The 19,288-nt window shown below is 36.6% G+C and carries 18 protein-coding genes; 14 read left to right on the top strand and 4 right to left on the bottom strand.

The genetic code is table 11. The annotated features are described in order from the left end of the window. Positions 1–74 precede the first annotated feature (74 nt). Positions 75–1,628, top strand: coding sequence for a L,D-transpeptidase family protein (locus NJT12_RS18330; protein ID WP_271337376.1), 1,554 nt, complete (start codon positions 75–77; stop codon positions 1,626–1,628). A gap of 61 nt (positions 1,629–1,689) precedes the next feature. Here NJT12_RS18330 and NJT12_RS18325 read toward each other — a convergent pair whose 3' ends face one another. Next, on the bottom strand, positions 1,690–2,742 hold the full coding sequence (locus NJT12_RS18325) for a response regulator (RefSeq protein WP_271337375.1): 1,053 nt from the start codon (positions 2,740–2,742) through the stop codon (positions 1,690–1,692). After that, complete coding sequence (locus NJT12_RS18320; RefSeq protein WP_271337374.1) at positions 2,739–3,929, bottom strand: PAS domain-containing sensor histidine kinase; 1,191 nt, start codon at positions 3,927–3,929, stop codon at positions 2,739–2,741. The genes NJT12_RS18325 and NJT12_RS18320 overlap by 4 nt, the downstream gene beginning before the upstream one ends. A 560-nt stretch (positions 3,930–4,489) precedes the next feature. Between NJT12_RS18320 and NJT12_RS18315 the strand changes: the two genes are divergently transcribed. The 5 genes from NJT12_RS18315 (at position 4,490) to NJT12_RS18295 (ending at position 9,854) form a co-directional block, all read left to right on the top strand. Then, positions 4,490–5,047, top strand: a complete 558-nt coding sequence (locus NJT12_RS18315) for a general stress protein (protein ID WP_271337373.1) — start codon at positions 4,490–4,492, stop codon at positions 5,045–5,047. Positions 5,048–5,080: 33 nt separating this feature from the next. Then, the gene (locus NJT12_RS18310; RefSeq protein WP_271337372.1) at positions 5,081–5,473 is read left to right on the top strand and encodes a hypothetical protein; all 393 of its coding nucleotides are present in this window, start codon (positions 5,081–5,083) and stop codon (positions 5,471–5,473) included. A gap of 204 nt (positions 5,474–5,677) precedes the next feature. Further along, positions 5,678–6,346 carry a BON domain-containing protein gene (locus NJT12_RS18305; protein WP_271337371.1) on the top strand — a complete coding sequence of 223 codons (669 nt, stop codon included), beginning with the start codon at positions 5,678–5,680 and terminating at the stop codon, positions 6,344–6,346. Between the two features lie 114 nt (positions 6,347–6,460). Continuing rightward, the gene (locus tag NJT12_RS18300; RefSeq protein ID WP_271337370.1) at positions 6,461–7,507 is read left to right on the top strand and encodes a glycoside hydrolase family 130 protein; all 1,047 of its coding nucleotides are present in this window, start codon (positions 6,461–6,463) and stop codon (positions 7,505–7,507) included. Beyond that, positions 7,497–9,854: a glycosyltransferase gene (locus NJT12_RS18295; protein ID WP_271337369.1), complete on the top strand. Its 2,358-nt coding sequence runs from the start codon at positions 7,497–7,499 to the stop codon at positions 9,852–9,854. The genes NJT12_RS18300 and NJT12_RS18295 overlap by 11 nt, the downstream gene beginning before the upstream one ends. 51 nt (positions 9,855–9,905) lie before the next feature. On the opposite strand, the gene NJT12_RS18290 is transcribed toward NJT12_RS18295, so the two are convergent. After that, the gene (locus NJT12_RS18290) at positions 9,906–10,508 is read right to left on the bottom strand and encodes a 2,3-bisphosphoglycerate-dependent phosphoglycerate mutase (RefSeq protein ID WP_271337368.1); all 603 of its coding nucleotides are present in this window, start codon (positions 10,506–10,508) and stop codon (positions 9,906–9,908) included. A gap of 292 nt (positions 10,509–10,800) precedes the next feature. On the opposite strand from NJT12_RS18290, the gene NJT12_RS18285 reads away from it, so the two are divergent. The 8 genes from NJT12_RS18285 (at position 10,801) to NJT12_RS18250 (ending at position 18,548) form a co-directional block, all read left to right on the top strand. Continuing rightward, entirely contained in the window at positions 10,801–11,484 is a 684-nt protein-coding gene (locus tag NJT12_RS18285; RefSeq protein ID WP_271337367.1) for a DUF6629 family protein, read from the top strand. A gap of 10 nt (positions 11,485–11,494) precedes the next feature. Beyond that, positions 11,495–12,484 carry a 2-hydroxyacid dehydrogenase gene (locus NJT12_RS18280; protein ID WP_271337366.1) on the top strand — a complete coding sequence of 330 codons (990 nt, stop codon included), beginning with the start codon at positions 11,495–11,497 and terminating at the stop codon, positions 12,482–12,484. A gap of 105 nt (positions 12,485–12,589) precedes the next feature. Next, positions 12,590–13,249 (top strand): BON domain-containing protein, encoded by a 660-nt coding sequence (locus NJT12_RS18275; protein ID WP_271337365.1) that lies wholly within the window; start codon positions 12,590–12,592, stop codon positions 13,247–13,249. 33 nt (positions 13,250–13,282) lie between these two features. Then, entirely contained in the window at positions 13,283–13,594 is a 312-nt protein-coding gene (locus NJT12_RS18270; RefSeq protein ID WP_271337364.1) for a hypothetical protein, read from the top strand. Between the two features lie 17 nt (positions 13,595–13,611). Next, entirely contained in the window at positions 13,612–14,091 is a 480-nt protein-coding gene (locus NJT12_RS18265; RefSeq protein ID WP_271337363.1) for a hypothetical protein, read from the top strand. A 76-nt stretch (positions 14,092–14,167) separates the two neighbouring features. Beyond that, entirely contained in the window at positions 14,168–14,977 is an 810-nt protein-coding gene (locus tag NJT12_RS18260) for a universal stress protein (protein ID WP_271337362.1), read from the top strand. Between the two features lie 14 nt (positions 14,978–14,991). After that, positions 14,992–17,502, top strand: a complete 2,511-nt coding sequence (locus NJT12_RS18255) for a cation-translocating P-type ATPase (protein WP_271337361.1) — start codon at positions 14,992–14,994, stop codon at positions 17,500–17,502. Continuing rightward, positions 17,499–18,548, top strand: coding sequence for an AI-2E family transporter (locus tag NJT12_RS18250; RefSeq protein WP_271337360.1), 1,050 nt, complete (start codon positions 17,499–17,501; stop codon positions 18,546–18,548). The genes NJT12_RS18255 and NJT12_RS18250 overlap by 4 nt, the downstream gene beginning before the upstream one ends. Here the strand turns inward: NJT12_RS18250 and NJT12_RS18245 are convergent. Next, positions 18,541–19,284 (bottom strand): YoaK family protein, encoded by a 744-nt coding sequence (locus tag NJT12_RS18245; protein WP_271337359.1) that lies wholly within the window; start codon positions 19,282–19,284, stop codon positions 18,541–18,543. The two genes, NJT12_RS18250 and NJT12_RS18245, sit on opposite strands and share 8 nt — an antisense overlap. Positions 19,285–19,288 lie beyond the last annotated feature (4 nt).

The raw sequence follows: 19,288 nt of genomic DNA, 5'->3' as shown, positions 1-19,288 counted from the left end.
GTTATGTTCATTTTAATTAAAGACTTCCCCCTTTCAAATTATACTGTCGAAAAATCCAAGCTAATACCTCCCCGATGAAATATAAATACGCATTGATTTTCTTAATATGCGGTACCTGGCTAATGTCCCGGGCAGATTCTGTGAATCATATTCAAAAACATTTTCAGGAAAATCTTTCGCAAATCGACACCACAAAAATTGCTGCTTTTTTTGACTCCTATCCTAAATTCAGCCCGTATCAGGCTCAGGTACATCTACTCTACAAAAAACATGGCGATTATATTTGGTACAACAACAAAGGACTTGTTGAATTTGCCTATGCACTGCACAAACAGGTAGGGCAAATGAGACAAGAAGGGCTTCCTGTAGAGATACCCTATGAAACCCAATGGGAAAAAATCTTTGAACAAAATGCCAGTACAATTCCAAATTTAGAATCTGAGCTACTGATCAGCTGCATGTATTTTTTCTATACTACCAAAGTTTTTAGTGGATTTACCATAGGAAAAAGCGAAGAAACAGGATGGTATCTTCCCAGAGAAAATGCTTCCAACGTGGCATACATTGACACCCTTGTACAGGGAATTGAATCTAAAAAAGAATTCAAACACGACTATTTTAATCAATATTATCCCCTTAAAGAGGCTTTAAAAAAATATCTTGAAATTGAAAAAAACGGAGGCTGGAAAATTGTTAAATTTGAAAAAGAAATCAAATCCTTTCATCAGGGCGATTCTTCCACTACGATAAAAGAGGTCAGAAACAGACTTTTTTTAGAGGGTTTTGTCAAAGAGGATAACGCATCTCTTGTTTTTGATCAAACCATAACTGACGGCATTTTAGCTTATGGAACCAGTCAAAATCATGATTTTGAAAACAAGATCACGCCCAAACTTATTGAAATGCTTAATGTTCCTGTAGAGAGTAGGATCAAAACCATTTCGGTTAATATGGAAAGATGCCGCTGGATCAGTCCTAAAATAAATACTGCGCAGGAATATATCGCAGTAAACATACCTTCCTACAAACTGCTCTATTATCGTGATGGAAAACCAATTCTTGTTTACAAAGTGGTAGTAGGAAAGGAATTTCATAAAACCATAGTATTTAGTGGCAATATCAGTTATTTAGCTTTCAGCCCATACTGGAATGTACCCACGAGTATTCTTAAAAAAGAAATACTACCCAAGATAAAAAAGAATCCTAATTACCTTGAAAATCAGAATATGGAATGGCATGACGGACAAGTAAGGCAGAAACCTGGAGGTAGTAACGCATTGGGATATGTGAAATTTATGTTTCCAAACTCCCATAACATTTACCTTCATGATTCGCCATCAAAATCCTTTTTCAATAAAGACAAAAGGGCTTTTAGCCATGGATGCGTACGGGTTGAAAAAGCCCGTGATCTTGCAATCGCTATTATGGAAAAAGAAGCGAACTGGAGTATCAAAAAAGTGGATGAAGCCATGCATTTAGGAAAAGAAAACACCTATGTGCTCCAGGATAAAATCCCCGTCTATATTGCTTACTTTACTGCTTGGGCTGACGGCAGTGGAAATATTGCCTTTTACGATGACCTTTATAATCGGGACAATGCACTGGCCAAAGTACTTTTTGAAAATTAAGTTTATGGCCTGCCAATTTAAGAAATCCCAATGGAGTACCCATTGGGATTTTTCTGTTATATCAATTTTTCATCTTGCTTATTTTCATGTAATCCAGAATTTTCAGCTGGCTGCCTTTTTTTTCTATTAATCCTTCATTTCTAAACTCGGTTAAGGTCCTGCTCACGGTTTCTGAAGCCGTTCCTGACATCGCCGCCAGATCATCCCTTGTTACATTGATGCTATCCCCTTTTGCGGCTTCTTCCTGACGAAAGAGTCTCAGCAGGGATTCGGCAATGCGCTTTCTGACCGACTGATAGGCCAGTTGCAGCAAATGAGTGTCCTTGCTCCTTATCTCATTCGATAAGATTTTAATGAATTTTTCGGCTACATCAGGATATAGTTTTAGCAATTCTTCGAGCTGTTCTTTTGGAAAAAAACAGACCTGACTATCTTCCAGTGCTGTTGCAGTATCGGTGTAGGTATCATCAGAAAGAATTGTATTGACCCCTAAAAAATCATTGGCATGGTACATACCGGTCATCAGTTCACGACCGTCTTCAGACATCTTAACTGTTTTGATTTTACCTGAGATCACCAGGTAAAGACCTATAGCCCGATCCCCTTCATAGTGAATAATCTGGTTTTTCTTAAAGGGCCTGTGAATATGCTCCTCTATCATTTTTTTTAGCTCGGAAAGTCCTTCCCTATCCCCTACTAAACTCCCAAGCTGTCCCAGGGACTGGCTGTAAAAATCCCTTTCTGAATTCTTTTTGTTCAGCCTGCTTTCAATGGCCTGTAAAAGTTCCATATCATCAAAAGGTTTGGTCAAGTAATCATCTGCTCCCATTTCCATGGCCTTTCGCAAATCAATTCTTTCGGATTTGGCAGTTATAAAAATAAAAGGAATAGTGCTTGTTTTTGGATTTTTATTCAGCATATACAATACACCGTAACCGTCCAGTTCGGGCATCATAATATCACATAAAATAATATCGGGCAGGTTTACAACAGCAGATTCAACCCCTATTTTACCATTATTGGCCTGATAAATGGTGTAACCTGCCAAAGTAAGTATTTCGGCAATATTTTCCCTAATGTCATTATGGTCTTCAATAATCAATACTTTGCTCATGATATGGGAAATGTTAGGGTGAATAATGTTCCTTCTTGTTCATTGCTTTTAAAATCAGCTGTTCCCTTCATAAGTGAAACGTAACGGCTCACTATATTCAGACCTAGCCCAGTCCCAGGGATACTGCCGGTGTTATACGCTCTGAAAAAAGCCTGAAACAAATGTTTTTGTTCTTCCAAAGGAATACCGATTCCGTCATCATGAACTGAAATGATATAATCTAAATCATTAATTTCTGTTGTAAAATCAATACAGCAGCTGTCTCCGGAATACTTTATGGCATTTCCAATTAAATTAATGGCACAATTCTTTAACAAATTAGCATCGAGGTATATCATGGTTTGATCTCCGAGATGTTTACAAATGATATTTTGGCTGGGTTTGGCCAGAAGCTGCATTTCTTCGGTTATTTCTTCGCCAAATTTAACCAGATCAAAACAAGTGAACTCAGGCTTCATTTTGCCTATTTCCAATTTTTCAACATACAGAAAGTCATTGAGTATCGCCGTTAGGCTCTTTACCGAATTTTTGATCTTGCCAATATGTTTTCCGATAGGTTCACTTTCAAAAGGTATAGCGTATTTTTCAATTAGTGAGGCCGATAACTGCACGGTGCTGAGCGGTGTGCGAAATTCATGGGAAGCCATCGATAAAAACCGGTTTTTTAATTTACTGAGCTCTTTTTCCTTTTCCAGGGAAATACTCACTTTTTCTTTTGCCTTTTCCAAGGCAAAAATAGTATCGTTGAGCGATTTTGTCCTCTCCTCGACAAGTTCCTCCAGATGAGATGCATAATCCTTATACTTTTCCTCATCTATTTTCTGCTGGGATAGATCATGAATAAAACCGGCATAAATAGTCCTGCCTGAATATTTTACCTCACTAACTCCAAGTTTCATTGGAAACAGAGCACCGCCTTTACGCATTCCTGTCAGTTCACGCCCCACACCAATTATGCTGGCTTTTCTTGTTGTTTTGTATTTACTTAAATAGTTATTGTGCCTTTCCTTATCCGGAGAAGGCATAAGCATTGAAATGTTTTTACCTATAACTTCCTCTGGCTGATAACCAAAAAGTACACAGCCGGCTGGATTAATAGTTTCGATAGTACCAATGTCATCTATGGTAATGATGCCATCCAAAGCATTTTGTACAAGAGCGTATAACAGGGCGGCATTGTCCATCATCAAATCGATCAAATTATGATGATCCTTATAAAGGTCGGCTATTTAAAAATGGGAAGTTACATTCTGCCTGAATTTCACACTATAATTAACACATTATCATTCATTTAACAACAAACAAAACTTATTCTGATAATTTTAACCGCTCCATCTACTTTTAAAAAATCTTTAATAATGGATTGACATTTTTAAATAAGTAAAATTTAATAGAGTGACCTTTTCTTATCGGTTTAATCGTTGTCTATTTTTTATTCTAAAAGTGCCCTACATCATTTTTATTGCTGATGACTGTCATTTCCAGTTCCTTGCTTCTACCTCAACTTTGTATTAGTAATAAAGAATACAATTTAAGTTTTCAGTCGAATTTTAATTTAAAGGAACAAGAACGAAAAAGAATGAAATTTTACAGAGAGATGTTCTGGATACCATAAAATGGGAACCGCAATTATCAAATAGAAAGCCCCGAATTTTCGAAACATAAAAAACAATCTCAAAGTAATTAAGAAAACCTGCAAAGAAAATACAGGATGTGTTTATAAAATAACTCATTAAAAACTATCAATATGAAAAACACAAATACATTAGTCGCCTTTTATGCCACGCATCAAAAGGCGGAAACAGCTATTAAAAAGCTCGAAAAAAGCGGATTCGATATGACCAAACTATCCATAATAGGAACAGACTACCATACTGACGAAACTGTAACAGGTTACTACACCGTAGGAGATCGAATGAAAAAATGGGGAAGTTTTGGAGCCTTTTGGGGAGGCTTCTGGGGTTTACTATTTGGATCTGCTTTCTTTTTTATTCCCGGACTTGGGCCTCTACTTGTTGCCGGGCCGCTTGTTTCAGCTATTATTGGGGCTCTAGAAGGTGCAGCCTTACTGGGTGGTACCAGTGTTATTGCAGCTGCCTTAGTTAGTTTGGGTATTCCAAACGATGAAGTGCTAAAATATGAAACAGAAATAAAGGCAGGCAAATTTATGCTCTTGGCACACGGAAACAAAATCAATATTGAAAATGCCCGAAAAGTGCTGAGGCTTCATGTCCCAAAAGAAAACGGTGTGAAAAACGAAGAATCCATTTCTGCTGAGGAAATTGAAGCCGCGGCAATGCAATAAGAAAGAAAACATTAAAACTTATACCTTAAAAAAATGAAAACTATAAATCAATTAGGAATTTACCTGGATCATGCCTCCGCCAATTTGATCGATTTTACCGATAAAGAGAGTGAGACTATAATCTCTGAATTTGATATTCAGGATAAACATGAAACCCTGCAAAGAAGCGAAAGTGAAATGCACCATAAAGAGCAGGATAAACAAAGGTCATATTTTAAGAAAATTGCGACGCTCGCCATTGGCTACAATGAAATCGTTTTATTTGGTCCTACTACGGCAAAAACTGAATTACTGCACTTCTTGCAAAAAGACAACAGTTTTATCAAAATCAAAATAGAAGCCGAAAATACGCCAAAAATGAATCTTCAGGAGCAAGAGGTTTTTGTTCACGACCATTTTAAAAAGTTTGACTTTAAAAATAGTTGAGATGGAAAATATACTTTTTAAAATAAACTGCTATACCCTGCAAAATGGAATTGTAATCAAAACCATTGCCTTATACCAGAGCATTCGATATTATCTGGGAATTGTATTTCCAATCTGATGCGTAAGCCTAACTATTACCCTGGATAAAACTTTTTCAAGGGGCATTAATTACAAAAAAATTATAAATTTTTAAATACATACATTATGAAAACCAACGAAGAATTACAAAAAGACGTTCAAAATGCTATCAAATGGGAACCGCTTTTACATGCCGCAGAAATTGGAGTAACTGTAAAAGATGGTGTCGTAACCCTTACGGGCATTGTAGACGGATATTTTAAGAAAAAGGAAGCTGAAAATGCGGCCAAAAATGTATCCGGGGTAAAGGCCGTTGTTGAGGAAATAGAAATCAAATACTCTAATACCTTTACCAAAACAGACAATGATATTGCCCATGAAGTATTAAAAGCCTTGAAAGACAATTGGGCCGTAGCTGAAGACCGTCTTAAGGTAAAAGTAGAAGACGGATGGGTTACCCTTGAGGGCGAACTAACCTGGAATTTTCAGAGACAAGATGCCAAGACTGCTATCAGCTTCCTTCCTGGAGTTAAAGGAGTGACCAATGAAATCAAAATTAAATCCGACATCAAGGATGCCATTGAAAAAAAAGATGTCGAAAAAGCGCTCGCAAGAAGCTGGTCACTTAACGCTAAAGATATTACAGTTACTGTAAATGGCACCAATGTAAAATTAACCGGTTTTGTTGATTCTGTTTACCAAAAAGATCAAGCTGAGAAAATCGTCTGGAAAACTCCGGGGATCTGGTCCATTGACAATGACCTTGTTGTGGAATATGATTATGCCTTATTATAAAGGTTAAAAAAATAGAGGGCAACGTCCTCTATTTTTATTTTAAGTTTGAGCCTGATTGACCTGTAAATTAAACAATTAGTGTCAGAAGATCCTTTAAACACTTAAATGAGCATTATGATATCAATAAAAAGAGAAGGAATTATACTAGAGAAAACCGAACTTGCATTTGAAGATGAAGGGGTAATGAATCCGGCTGTTATCAAAAAAGGAGATGCAGTTCATCTTTTTTATCGGGCCGTGAGCCATGGCAATTATTCAACTATAGGTTATTGTAAACTAGAGGGCCCCTTGCGCGTTATCCAGCGAAACACTGTGCCTATAATTACTGCTGAATTTGACTATGAAAGTCACGGATTAGAAGATCCAAGAATAGTAAACATCGAAGAAATATATTATCTCACCTATACCGCTTTTGATGGCGTAAATGCCTTGGGCTGTCTGGCCGTTTCTAAAGATTTAATCCATTTTGAAAAAAAAGGAATAATTGTGCCCACCATTACCTATGCCCAGTTTAATGAATTGACAAACGCTAAAATTTTAAACAACAGCAAATATTTCAGATACAACCAACACAATGGAATGGTCGAACAAGATGGTAAAAGAATACTCATATGGGATAAAAACGTTATTTTCTTTCCCCGGAAAATAAACGGCAAATTCTGTTTTATGCACCGCATTAAACCGGAAATCCAGATTATTGTTGCTGTTACATCACTTGAGGACCTGACAGCTGCGTTCTATAATAATTACTTCATGAATTTTAATGACCATATTTTACTCTCACCAAAATACGATCATGAATCCAGTTATGTAGGCGGCGGATGTCCGCCGATAGAAACACCAAAGGGATGGCTTATTATTTACCATGGGGTCAAGGACAGCATTGATGGATATGTATATTCAGCCTGTGCCGCTTTAGTGGATCTTGATAACCCTCAGATTGAAATAGCACGTCTGCCCTATCCTCTTTTTAGCCCAAAAAAAGATTGGGAATTGGAAGGAGCAGTAAATAATGTGTGTTTCCCCACCGGAACAGTTGTCTTTAGTGATACTTTATATATTTATTATGGTGCCGCAGATGAACAAATAGCCTGCGTATCGGTCAGCTTATCAGGTCTGGTTAATGAATTAATGCTTAATACTAAAAAAAATGATAATTAAGACTCCGCTTCGCAAAAGTATTAGCCTATGGGCAAATAAAAATAATACCATTATTTCAGAGAATCAAAAAGAATTTAAAACTCCTGAAATTTTATTTATCACATCATTTCCTGCCCGGGAATGCGGTATTGCAACCTATTCTGAAGATTTAATTGCTGCTTTAAACAATAAATTTGAGCACTCTTTTAACATAAAGGTCGCTGCTCTGGAATCTATCAATGACAGCTATACTTATGGGGATGCGGTAGATCGAATTCTTAAAACGGACTCCCCTGATTCCTATCTGAAGCTTTCTGAGCACTGCAATACCGATAAAGCAGTAAAACTAATTTTAATACAACATGAATTCGGGCTCTTTAAAAATAATGAGACAGATTTGATTAAATTCTTAAGCGCTTCGATAAAACCTGTTTTAATTGTTCTTCATACTGTTCTGCCTCACCCCAATGGAGATATGAAAAGAAATATTATCGAAATGGATACTCTTATCGACGGATTTATTGTCATGACCCAAAGATCTGCTGCATTGCTGGAGAGTGTTTATGGCATTGACAGGGGAAAAATTACGGTTATTGCCCATGGAACACATTTGGTAAAACATGGTGATAAAGAAATTTTAAAAGAAAAATACGGGCTTTCAGGAAGAAAAATCATCTCTACTTTCGGACTCTTGAGTTCTGGTAAATCGATTGAAACCACGCTGGATGCTTTACCTGTTATCGCAAGCCAAAATCCTGATATTTTATTTCTGATTATTGGCAAAACACACCCATCAGTGATTAGGCAAGAAGGTGAAAAATACAGGGATTTTCTAAAAAAAAGAGTCGAAATCTTAGGGCTGCAGGCACACGTAAAATTCATTAATGCCTATTTGCCTTTAGAGGAATTACTCGAATATCTGCAGCTTACTGATATTTATCTTTTTACTTCCAATGATCCGCATCAGGCTGTAAGCGGCACTTTTTCATATGCTATAAGCTGCGGGTGTCCTATTATATCTACCCCCATTCCGCATGCACTTGAAGTGCTTGAGGATGGAATGGGAGTTATTATAGAATTTGAAAATACGATCCAATTGGCTGAAGAAGTTCTAAGGCTTTTAAAAAATCCACAATTACGTAAAAATATTTCAGCCAATGGTATACACAAAATGGCACCAACGGCATGGGAGAATTCCGCAATTGCACATGCAGGATTATTTAAAAAAATTATAGCCGAAAAAATAGCATTGCATTATAAAATTCCTGAAATAAATCTGAGTCATTTCAAAAATTTAACCACTCCATTTGCCATGATACAATTTTCAGTAATTAACCATCCTGATATCGATACGGGTTATACTTTAGATGACAACGCACGTGCATTGGTAGCCATTTGCCAGCATTATGAATTGAAAAGAGAGCCTGAGGATTTAGAACTCATTGAAAAATATTACAGGTTTATCAAATTTTGTCTGCAGCAAAATGGGAGTTTTTTGAACTATGTCAGCAAAGAGGAAGAATTTACCAAACAAAATAGTGAAAACCTGGAGGATTCTAACGGAAGAGCAATCTGGTCTCTGGGTTTCATGCTGTCTCTTTCGAATATTTTACCTGTCGGATTTACAGCAGATGCTGCAAAGACCATGGATTTAGCTTTACAAAAAGTAAATACAATTTATTCAACAAGGGCAATGGCATTTATAATTAAAGGAGTTTATTATCGCAACAAAAATGCTGTAGATTTTGAAAATATTACACTTATAAAACTGCTTTCGAATCGATTGGTAAAAATGTACAGGCACGAATGTAAATCAAACTGGAAATGGTTTGAAAGCTACCTGACTTATGGCAACAGTATACTGCCAGAAGCACTTCTTTGTGCCTATTTAGCCACGGGCGAATATCAGTATAGGGAAGTTGCCAAAGAATCCTTTGATTTTCTTTTATCCTGTATTTTTACCGAGAATAACATCAAGGTAATATCCAATAAAGGATGGCTTGACTCGAGCAGGCAAAATAAAGAAACCATAGGCGGAGAACAACCTATTGATGTTGCCTATACTATTCTTGCCCTTGAGAGATTCAATACCGTTTTTAAAAATTCATCCTATCTGGAAAAAATAGAAACTGCCTTTACCTGGTTTTTAGGCAACAACCATTTGCACAAGATAATCTATAATCAATGCACCGGAGGATGTTATGATGGCCTGGAAGAAAATTATATTAATCTCAATCAGGGTGCAGAATCTACAGTAAGTTATTTAATGGCCCGTTTAACGATGGAAAAATTTACTGCTAAAAAAGAGGTCCTTTATGAAAATACAAGCAAAATCAAGCTTTCAGAGCCTATTGCCGTAAACATATAAATCATTATCCAAAAATAGTGGCAGGAAAACAAATCTGATCAATCTAATGATTTAAAGATACTTCACTCCCGAGAGCTCTAATTTTGTATTAAATTCATATACTCGTGGCTGACCTGTGGGGATATTTACCTTGACAATGTCAAGCGGATTGATGTTTTCAAGGTACATCATCAGGGATCTTAAACTGTTGCCATGGGCTACTATTAAAACATTTTGACCCATTTTTAATTTTGGTTCTATTTCTGTTTTATAATAAGGGACTACACGGTTGTAGGTATCGAGCAGGCTTTCTCCTCCGGGAGGACATATATCATAACTTCTTCTCCAGATATCCACCTGGGCCAAACCATACTTTTGCGCTGTTTCATCTTTGTTGAGTCCTTGCAAAGTGCCGTACATCCGCTCATTAAAAGCTTTATTTTTTACAATGGGAATCGTCACGTGCATTTCACGCAGGATAATCTGCAGGCTTTCCTGTGCCCTTATAAGCATAGAAGTATAGGCCATATCAAAAACATAACCGATCAGTTTTTGACCTGCCAGCTTCGCCTGTTCTTTTCCCAGGTCAGTGAGCGGAATATCCAGGATTCCTGTAAAACGGTTCTCTAAATTATAAAGAGATTGTCCATGTCTGACAAAGATTAATAGTGCCATTTTTTTTCTTTAAAACCAGTCTCAAAGCTAAGGTAAAAATAGCCTGAAAAAGTGTTCCAGATCACTTATTACAATGTTGATGATCATTTCACTACTGGCTGCTTTGTGTCAAATTTGCTGAACAGATTTGAAAACTAAATCTTATAAAATTTAATCTTTCTAAAATTATAATCATGAAAACAATATTCGCACTTATCGCATTGGCCGCTTTAACAGCTACTATTCTTTTGGATACTATAGGCAGAAGAGTTACACCAACTAAACCAAGTCCTAGACCTTAAACTAGTAATTTATGTGTTTTTCTGCTACAGCAAGTTTCAGTGCCGGGATTGTTCTTACAATTATTGGGGTTTCTTCCATAAAAAAAGTACAGCATCGCTCACAAAGGATGTTTGCCTTAATCCCCTTTATATTTGCCATACAGCAGTTTTCTGAAGGTTTTTTATGGCTGTCCATTCCCAATGAAAAGTGGTCCTACCTGCAAACCGGGATCACTTATTTTTATCTGATTATCGCACAAATAATCTGGCCCGTCTGGGTTCCGGTTGCCATACTGCTGTTGGAAAAAGAAAAAACAAGGAAAAAGACACAAAGACTACTTGTAGCAATTGGAATAGCGGTTTCCCTATACCTTACTTACTGTTTGCTCCATTTTAATATCAGATCTGAGATTGATTGTTATCACATAGCCTATATTCAGACTTATCCGGAACCCTTTCGGGTAATGGGTGGATTGCTTTATATCATCGCTACAATTCTTCCCCCATTCTTTTCGCACATCAGACGCATGTGGTGGTTGGGAGTTATGGTTTTAATATCCTATATCGTTACAACTGTTTTTTATGAAAGTTATCTCGTATCGGTATGGTGCTTTTTTGCTTCTGTCATTAGTTTATCGGTATACCTGATTATGTCAGAAATAAGAATCAGTCATCGTGAAGAAATATACCTAAAAAAAGCCATAGAACAGAACTAAAAAAAATAGTATGAAAGTAGCTGTATTTAGCACCAAATATTACGAAAGAGAATATCTGAACAACTACAATAAGGAAAACAGGCATCAGCTGACATTTTTTGAAATGGCACTAAATACACAAACCGTGTATCTGGTTACTGCTTTTGATGCCGTTTGCATACAGCTTACCGATATTATAGATACGGCTGTTATTGCAAAACTGTCTAAGTCCGGAATAAAACTAATCGCTCTTCGAAGTGCGGGATACGACAATGTAGATATCAAAGCAGCTTTAAAGAGTAAAATTACCATAATGCGAGTTCCTGCTTATTCTCCACAGGCTATTGCCGAGCATGCTGTAGCCCTTATTTTAACGCTGGACCGTAAAACCCACAAAGCCTACAATAGAGTGAGGGAAAATAATTTCTCTTTGCAGAACCTAATGGGTTTTAACCTTGACGGAAAAACTATAGGTGTGGTAGGTACCGGAAAAATTGGTGCCGTATTTTGCAAAATTATGCTGGGTTTTGGATGCAAAATAATAGCCTTTGATCTTATTGAATCCAAAGTCCTGATCCGCAAAGGTGTTCATTATAATACCTTTGACAAACTCCTTGAAAACTCTGATATCATTTCCATACATTGTCCCCTTACTCCAAAGACAAGACACCTTTTTAATAAAAAAGCATTCTCAAAAATGAAACCTGGTATGATGCTCATTAACACTAGCCGGGGTGCGCTCATTAACACATCAGATGCCATAATTGCTCTTAAAAAAAGAATTATTGGTTATCTGGGTATTGATGTTTATGAGGGTGAGGAAAAAATATTTTTCAAGGACTTGTCAGCTGCCGTAATAAAGGATGATCTCATTGAAAGGCTCATGTCTTTTAACAATGTACTGATTACACCTCACCAGGCCTTTTTTACATATGAAGCATTGAGTGAAATAGCGCGTATTACAATCGAAAATTTTTCCAATTTTGAAAATGATGTTCATTTGGAAAATAAAATCAACTAATACATTTCATCACGATATGTAACTACAATCAGTTTTTAGAATGTCGACGATCATTTCTAAATACTACCATTTGGCTCAACTTTGCTTCAATAAATCTATTAGCAAATGAAAACGAACGAAGAATTACAGCGAAAAGTGATAGAAGCCATCAATTGGGAACCCCTGTTATCAGCAGCAGAAATTGGAGTTGCCGCTTTCGATGGAATTGTAACCCTGACAGGTTCGGTAAATAGTTATGCCAAAAAAGAAGAAGCCGAAAGAGCTGCTAAAAATGTATCGGGCGTAAAAGTCGTAGTAGAAAAAATTGAAGTTGTACTAAACGACAAAACTCAAAAATCAGATAACGAAATTGCTGCCGAAATTATAAACGCTTTCAAATGGCATTGGGACATTCCACATGAAAGGGTTCAAGTAAAAGTCGAAAATGGCTGGGTAACCCTTACCGGATCCCTGGAATGGAACTACCAAAAAGAAGAGGCTAAAAAAGCAGTTAGCGTTCTCATTGGCGTCAAGGGGATCATCAATAACATAATGATTATCTCTTTATCCAAAGACCGAATCAACAAAAAAGATATCGAGAATGCTATAGAACGAAACAAAATTATTGGAAATATAGCTATTAAAGTTGAGGTATTGGACAATTCTGTTACTTTAAAAGGGAATGTTGAATCCTGGTTTCAAAAAAATGAAGCAAGCCGCCTGGCATGGAAAGCCCTTGGCGTACTTGAAGTTAAAAACAACTTATATGAAGACCTTGAACAATAGTCTGAAACATTCCCTGCAAAAAAAATATGAATTATGGAAAAAGTAAACATGGACAGTCTGGTCACTGTACTGGCTGAAATAGAAAACCTGGGATTTACATCCCAATTTGAAGTGAACGGAAAAAGTCTGGTTTCACTCAAGACAGATCATCACTTTACGCCTGATCAGATAAAAATAACCCATTTCTATCGTTTTGAAGGCGAATCAAATCCTGAGGACTCTTCGATCATGTATGCCATTGAAACCAATACTGATGAAAAAGGTACTCTTGTGGATGGTTACGGAACTGCAGCTGATCCTGCAACAGCAGATTTTATGTGTAGAGTAAATGACATTCATAAATAACAAATCCTATACTAAAGATGAAAAAACTGAACCCCTCCATTGCTGTCATTTTTGTAATCTCGATAAGTATCATTCTACTTAACCAATATACCCAGTTTCATATCAATGATTACCGGGTACATTTCTTTTTTTTGTTTTTTGCAGCCTCATCACTGGTCATCGCTATTGGACAATTCTTTAAAAAACTCCAAACCAACTGGTCCATTATTTCAGTGTTTTTAACCATTGGAATCCTATGCGGATTAAAAGCTTTTTTTACCTGGGGGGGAGACTGGAAAACACAAACAGTGCTTTACAGCAATATCGGGAATCCGGCTAAAACAATTAATTATCAACTTCGCGGAGACCGATTTGCATTTGGCTACAAAAAACGTGTTGTGGGCATTTACCGTTTAGCACCTTTTATGGAATGGACAACAGATATTGATACCCTTCACTTGGATAAAACAAAATGGAAAAAACTAGATCTGAAGCTTAATGAAATGAAACTAAAATAAGACAATCATCATCTAAAATTGCTGATTTTTTTTAGATAAACCTCCAAACAACGATTTCAGTTTAAAAACAAATACAATGAAAAAATTACTCGTTACTACAGACTTCTCAAATATCTCAAGGGCAGGGATACGATTTGCGATTCAATCTGCCGCTCAGACTCCCTGCGAACTCATATTCTATAGCGTAAACACCAAAACCTTTGAGGATAATATCGACAACTATTATAAAAAAACCACGCAGGATTATAAACTTAAAAAATTCATATTATCCATTTACAAAACAACCAAAAAAGAACCTGGTAAGGTGGAATTTGTAACAGAGAACCATACTCACGTAGATCAGGCCATTATAGCATATGCACAAAAATGCCATGTCGATTTTATTTGTATCAATACCTCCGGCCCAGGGATATTTAATCAATTGATAGGCACTACTGCCACAAAATTGATTACTACTTCCCCTATTCCGCTTTTGGTTATTCCTTATAACTATCGCATGAAGACAATACAGCTTTTATTATACGCCTCAGATCTTGTAAAACTAGGTGTGGAACTGCCTTTTGTTAAAAAATTTGCAGCCCTTTTTGCTGCAGATGTGGCATTGTATCATTACAACGAATTATTGGATCAGGGTAATTTCAAGGAAAATTTCAATAAGATAGCCCAAAACTACCAATCAGATAAAGTCTCTTTTAATTTTAAAAAATTAAATATCGAATATTCCCTGCTCAATCATTTAGAAGTAGATATCAGAACAATAAGACCCTCAATTGTTGTAATGTTTACCAAACAAAACCGCGACTGGTTTGAACGCCATTTTCTTTCGAGTAAAACCAAGGAATTTGGTTTTGACACCCATACTCCTATACTTGTTTTTAGAAAGTAAAAAATAGTTAAATAATGACTACAAACAAATTTAATACAGCTGGTTTAACCACTGCACAAGTACTTGCGGCCAGGAAAAAATACGGCCAAAACGTATCATCGTATAAAAAAACAAACCGTTATACGGCTGCGATGATCCGAATGATCAAGGAACCCATGATGATCCTATTATTGGTTGCATCGAGTATTTATTTTATCAGCGGAAAAACGGCCGATGGTTTCTTTTTAGCCTCAGCAATAGTTTTGATTGCAGCTATTTCATCGTATCAGAATGCGAGAAGCCGTAATGCTTTGGAGCAGTTGAAAAATTTCACCAAACCCAAATGCAAAGTCATAAGAAATGGCGATTCTGTAGAAATAAAAACAGAAGAGATAGTTATTGGTGACAGTCTTTTGGTAGAAGAAGGCGTTTTAATTGCTGCCGATGGAATCATTTTACATTCCAATGACTTTTCTGTTAATGAATCGATCCTTACCGGAGAATCCATGGCCGTCAATAAAGACAAAGAGGCCAAAGACAATACAATTTATCAGGGAACGACTGTTGTAGGCGGATTAGCCATTGCAGCGGTCACTGCCATTGGCACCGAAACCAAACTGGGTAAAATAGGCAAAAGCCTTGAGGGAATAAAAGAAGAAAAAACACCTCTGGAAATTCAGATTGGTAATTTCGTAAAAAAAATGGCTATTGCCGGAGCCGTAGTTTTTTTGATTGTATGGGGAATCAACTACTTTCATTCCTTTAAGATATTCGACAGTCTGCTAAAAGCCCTAACACTTGCCATGAGCATCCTTCCCGAAGAAATCCCGATCGCTTTTACCACCTTTATGGCTATTGGCGCCTGGCGGATGATGAAAGAAGGCATCATTGTCAAACAAATGAAAACCGTCGAAACATTAGGAAGTGCTACGGTGATTTGTATTGATAAAACAGGAACTATTACCGAAAACAAAATGAGTCTGGCTAAGATTTTTTCTTTAAAATCAGAGAAAATTACCGATTTGGAGTCTTCATTATCTGACGATGAGAAAAAGCTAATTAGCCTGTCGATGTGGGCAAGCGAACCCATAGCTTTTGACCCGATGGAAATCGCTCTTCATGAAACCTATGCAGAGATTACTGAAAAAGATCAGAGACCTTATTTTCAATTGGTACATGAGTACCCTTTGTCGGGAAAACCGCCTATGATGACGCATGTTTTTGAAAATAAATCAGGCAGTAAGATCATTGCCGCTAAAGGAGGCGCAGAAGCGTTAATGGAAATATCAGAACTTACCATAAACCAGAAAAAAATAATTCTAAAAGCAATCCAGGAATTATCCCGGGACGGTTACCGAGTTCTGGCAGTGGGCGAAACGCATCAGACTTCTGAGCATTACCCTAAAACACAACAGGAATTTAAATTTGAATTTATTGGACTATTAGCCTTTTATGATCCTCCGAAAAAAAATATTAAACTCGTTTTACAGCATTTTTATAAAGCCGGCATAGACGTAAAGATCATCACCGGTGACAATGCCCTGACTACTTCATCCATCGCAAAACAGATCGGTTTTAAGGGATACGAAAAAAGCATCTCCGGAGATGAGCTGATGAAACTTAACAAAAAAGAACTCAAAAAATGTGTCAGGGATACTACTTTATTCACCCGAATGTTTCCTGAGGCTAAACTCAAAATCATCAATGCCCTGAAATCTAATAAGGAAATTGTTGCCATGACCGGTGATGGTGTAAATGATGGGCCAGCGTTAAAAGCGGCTCATATCGGAATTGCAATGGGTAAAAAAGGAACTGAAATTGCCAAACAGGCAGCTTCACTTATTCTGGTCAATGATGATCTATCAAAAATGGTGCATGCTATTGCCATGGGAAGAAAGATTTATGCTAACATCAAAAAATCAATCCAGTTTATTATTTCAATCCATATACCGATCATATTTACCGTTTTTATTCCACTGGCGCTGGGCTGGCGATATCCAAATATATTTTCTCCCATCCATATTATCTTTTTAGAATTGGTGATGGGTCCCACCTGCTCTATTGTCTATGAGAATGAACCAATGGAAAAAAACACAATGGCACAGCAGCCAAGACCTTTTACTTCAACATTTTTCAATTGGAGGGAACTCTCTACCAGTATTGTTCAGGGATTAGTAATCACTATTGGTACACTATTTACTTATCAATATTCTATCTATAGCGGTTATGACGAGCAGCATACGCGTACTATGGTTTTTATTGTACTGGTAACCGCTAATATCTTTTTGACATTAATGAACCGCTCTTTTTATTATTCCATTTTTACCACTTTACGCTACAAAAATAATTTAGTTCCATTAATTATAAGTATTACCATTTTCATTACCGCAATGCTGCTTTACATCAAACCATTTGCAACATTCTTTGCATTTGAACGCCTTGATCTCCTTTCGCTGTGTATGGCAATTGGAGTTGGTTTTCTGGCTGTGATTTGGTACGAATTAGTTAAAGTATGGAAACGAAATTTCAAAGAATTTAAACCATGATCCTGTCACTCACTACAATGATAAAAAAGCTGCTTGTATTATTTTTAATTTTTACAGGACTATATTTTGCTAAAGATCTTCTGATGCCACTTTGCATCGGTGGTATTTTAGCAACCTTATTTCTGCCTTTGTGCAAATGGATGGAAAGCAAAAAAATGACAAGAAGTATTTCCATATTCTTTTGCCTGCTGACCTTTTTGTCGGTAATTTTTATTCTGATTGCTGTTTTAGGTTTAAAAATTTCGGAGCTTTTAACGGATATAGCTTTTATCAAGCAAAAGTCAATAGAATCTGTAGCCCATCTCCAGAAATACATTTTTAATCATCTAAACATTTCGATAGACGAGCAATTTGAAATCCTTAAAAATGAACAACCCTCCTACTCTAATATCCTGCAGGCAATTTTTGGGTCTGTAGCTTATTGTTTGACCACCTTTATTCTTGTGATGGCCTATTTTTTATTTTTACTGCTTTACAGAGATCATATCAAAAATTTTCTATTGAAAATTACACCCGCAGCGCAAAAGCCAGAAATGAAAAATATACTCTACAGCGCTGCACATATTTCCTATCAATATTTAATAGGCCTCTCCAAGATGATTGGTCTGCTTTGGATTATGTATGGCATTGCCTTTAGCATCATAGGAATTGAAAATGCTGTTTTCTTTGCGGTATTATGTGGTTTGCTTGAAATCGTTCCCTACATAGGCAATATTACAGGAACTATACTGACCGTCATTTTTGCGGCTATTAATGGCGCCCACCCTATAATACTTGCTGGAATTGTACTGAGTTATGGGATCATACAACTTGTTCAAACCTGGTTCTTTGAACCCTTGATTATGGGACCACAAGTAAAAATAAATCCTCTTTTTACCATTATTGCATTGGTACTTGGAGAATTGCTCTGGGGCATACCCGGACTTGTTCTGGCTATTCCCCTTACGGCACTACTCAAAATTGTTTGTGATCATATACCTGCCTTAAAACCATACGGGTTTTTAATAGGTACCATTAAGCCTGTTGTCCATCCTAAAATTATTTGACTTTAAATTGTATGAGACGCCTGTACTTTCTTTCGAGTAAAACAGCATTAAAACGAATCCTGTCATATAAAAGTCCTAAAAGCAAAGCGACAACTCCAATGAGTAAAACATGCAATCCCATATTCGAATAAAAAATGCCGCCAATAATGCCACCAAAAAAGAAAAAGCTAATAATGGTCATTCGTAACTTGATCGATACAAACAGTTTTTTTCGAAAGAGTTCTTCGTGATAAAAAAACAGTTGGGATAATTCGATTCCAAGGTCTGTAAAAAGCCCCGTTAAGTGTGTTGTTCTCACTGTGGCATTGGAAATTTTTGTTACTAAAGAATTTTGCAGCCCCATGGCAAAGAGTAACGTATAGGCTATAAAGTCAGGATTATCTATAATTAAATTCTCCCCAAAGACTGCAATCCCAAATAAAATAGCACTTTCAATTGCTGTTGGAATTATATAACTGTATTTTTCATTTCTTCGCAAAAGAAACTCTACAAGCAGACTGGAGAAAAAAGAACCCAGAAAAAAGAAGAAAATATATAAAAAGTATATAAATCCCTGTTTGAAATTGAGCTTAAAAACCTCATCTACAAAAAAGGCAAAATGTCCTGTAACATTTGTAGTCAGTTTTTGAACTGCCAGAAAACCAGCGACATTGACCAGTCCGGCAACAAACGATAATAAAGAGGCTATTTTTAGATTGTGTCTTAAATTTCTTTTATTTCCGTGATGTTTGAACATTCTC

The organism is Flavobacterium azizsancarii (assembly GCF_027980145.1).
Lineage (GTDB): Bacteria > Bacteroidota > Bacteroidia > Flavobacteriales > Flavobacteriaceae > Flavobacterium > Flavobacterium azizsancarii.
The sequence above is the reverse complement of the archived record's forward strand: the minus strand, read 5'-3'. Positions and strand labels throughout refer to the sequence as shown.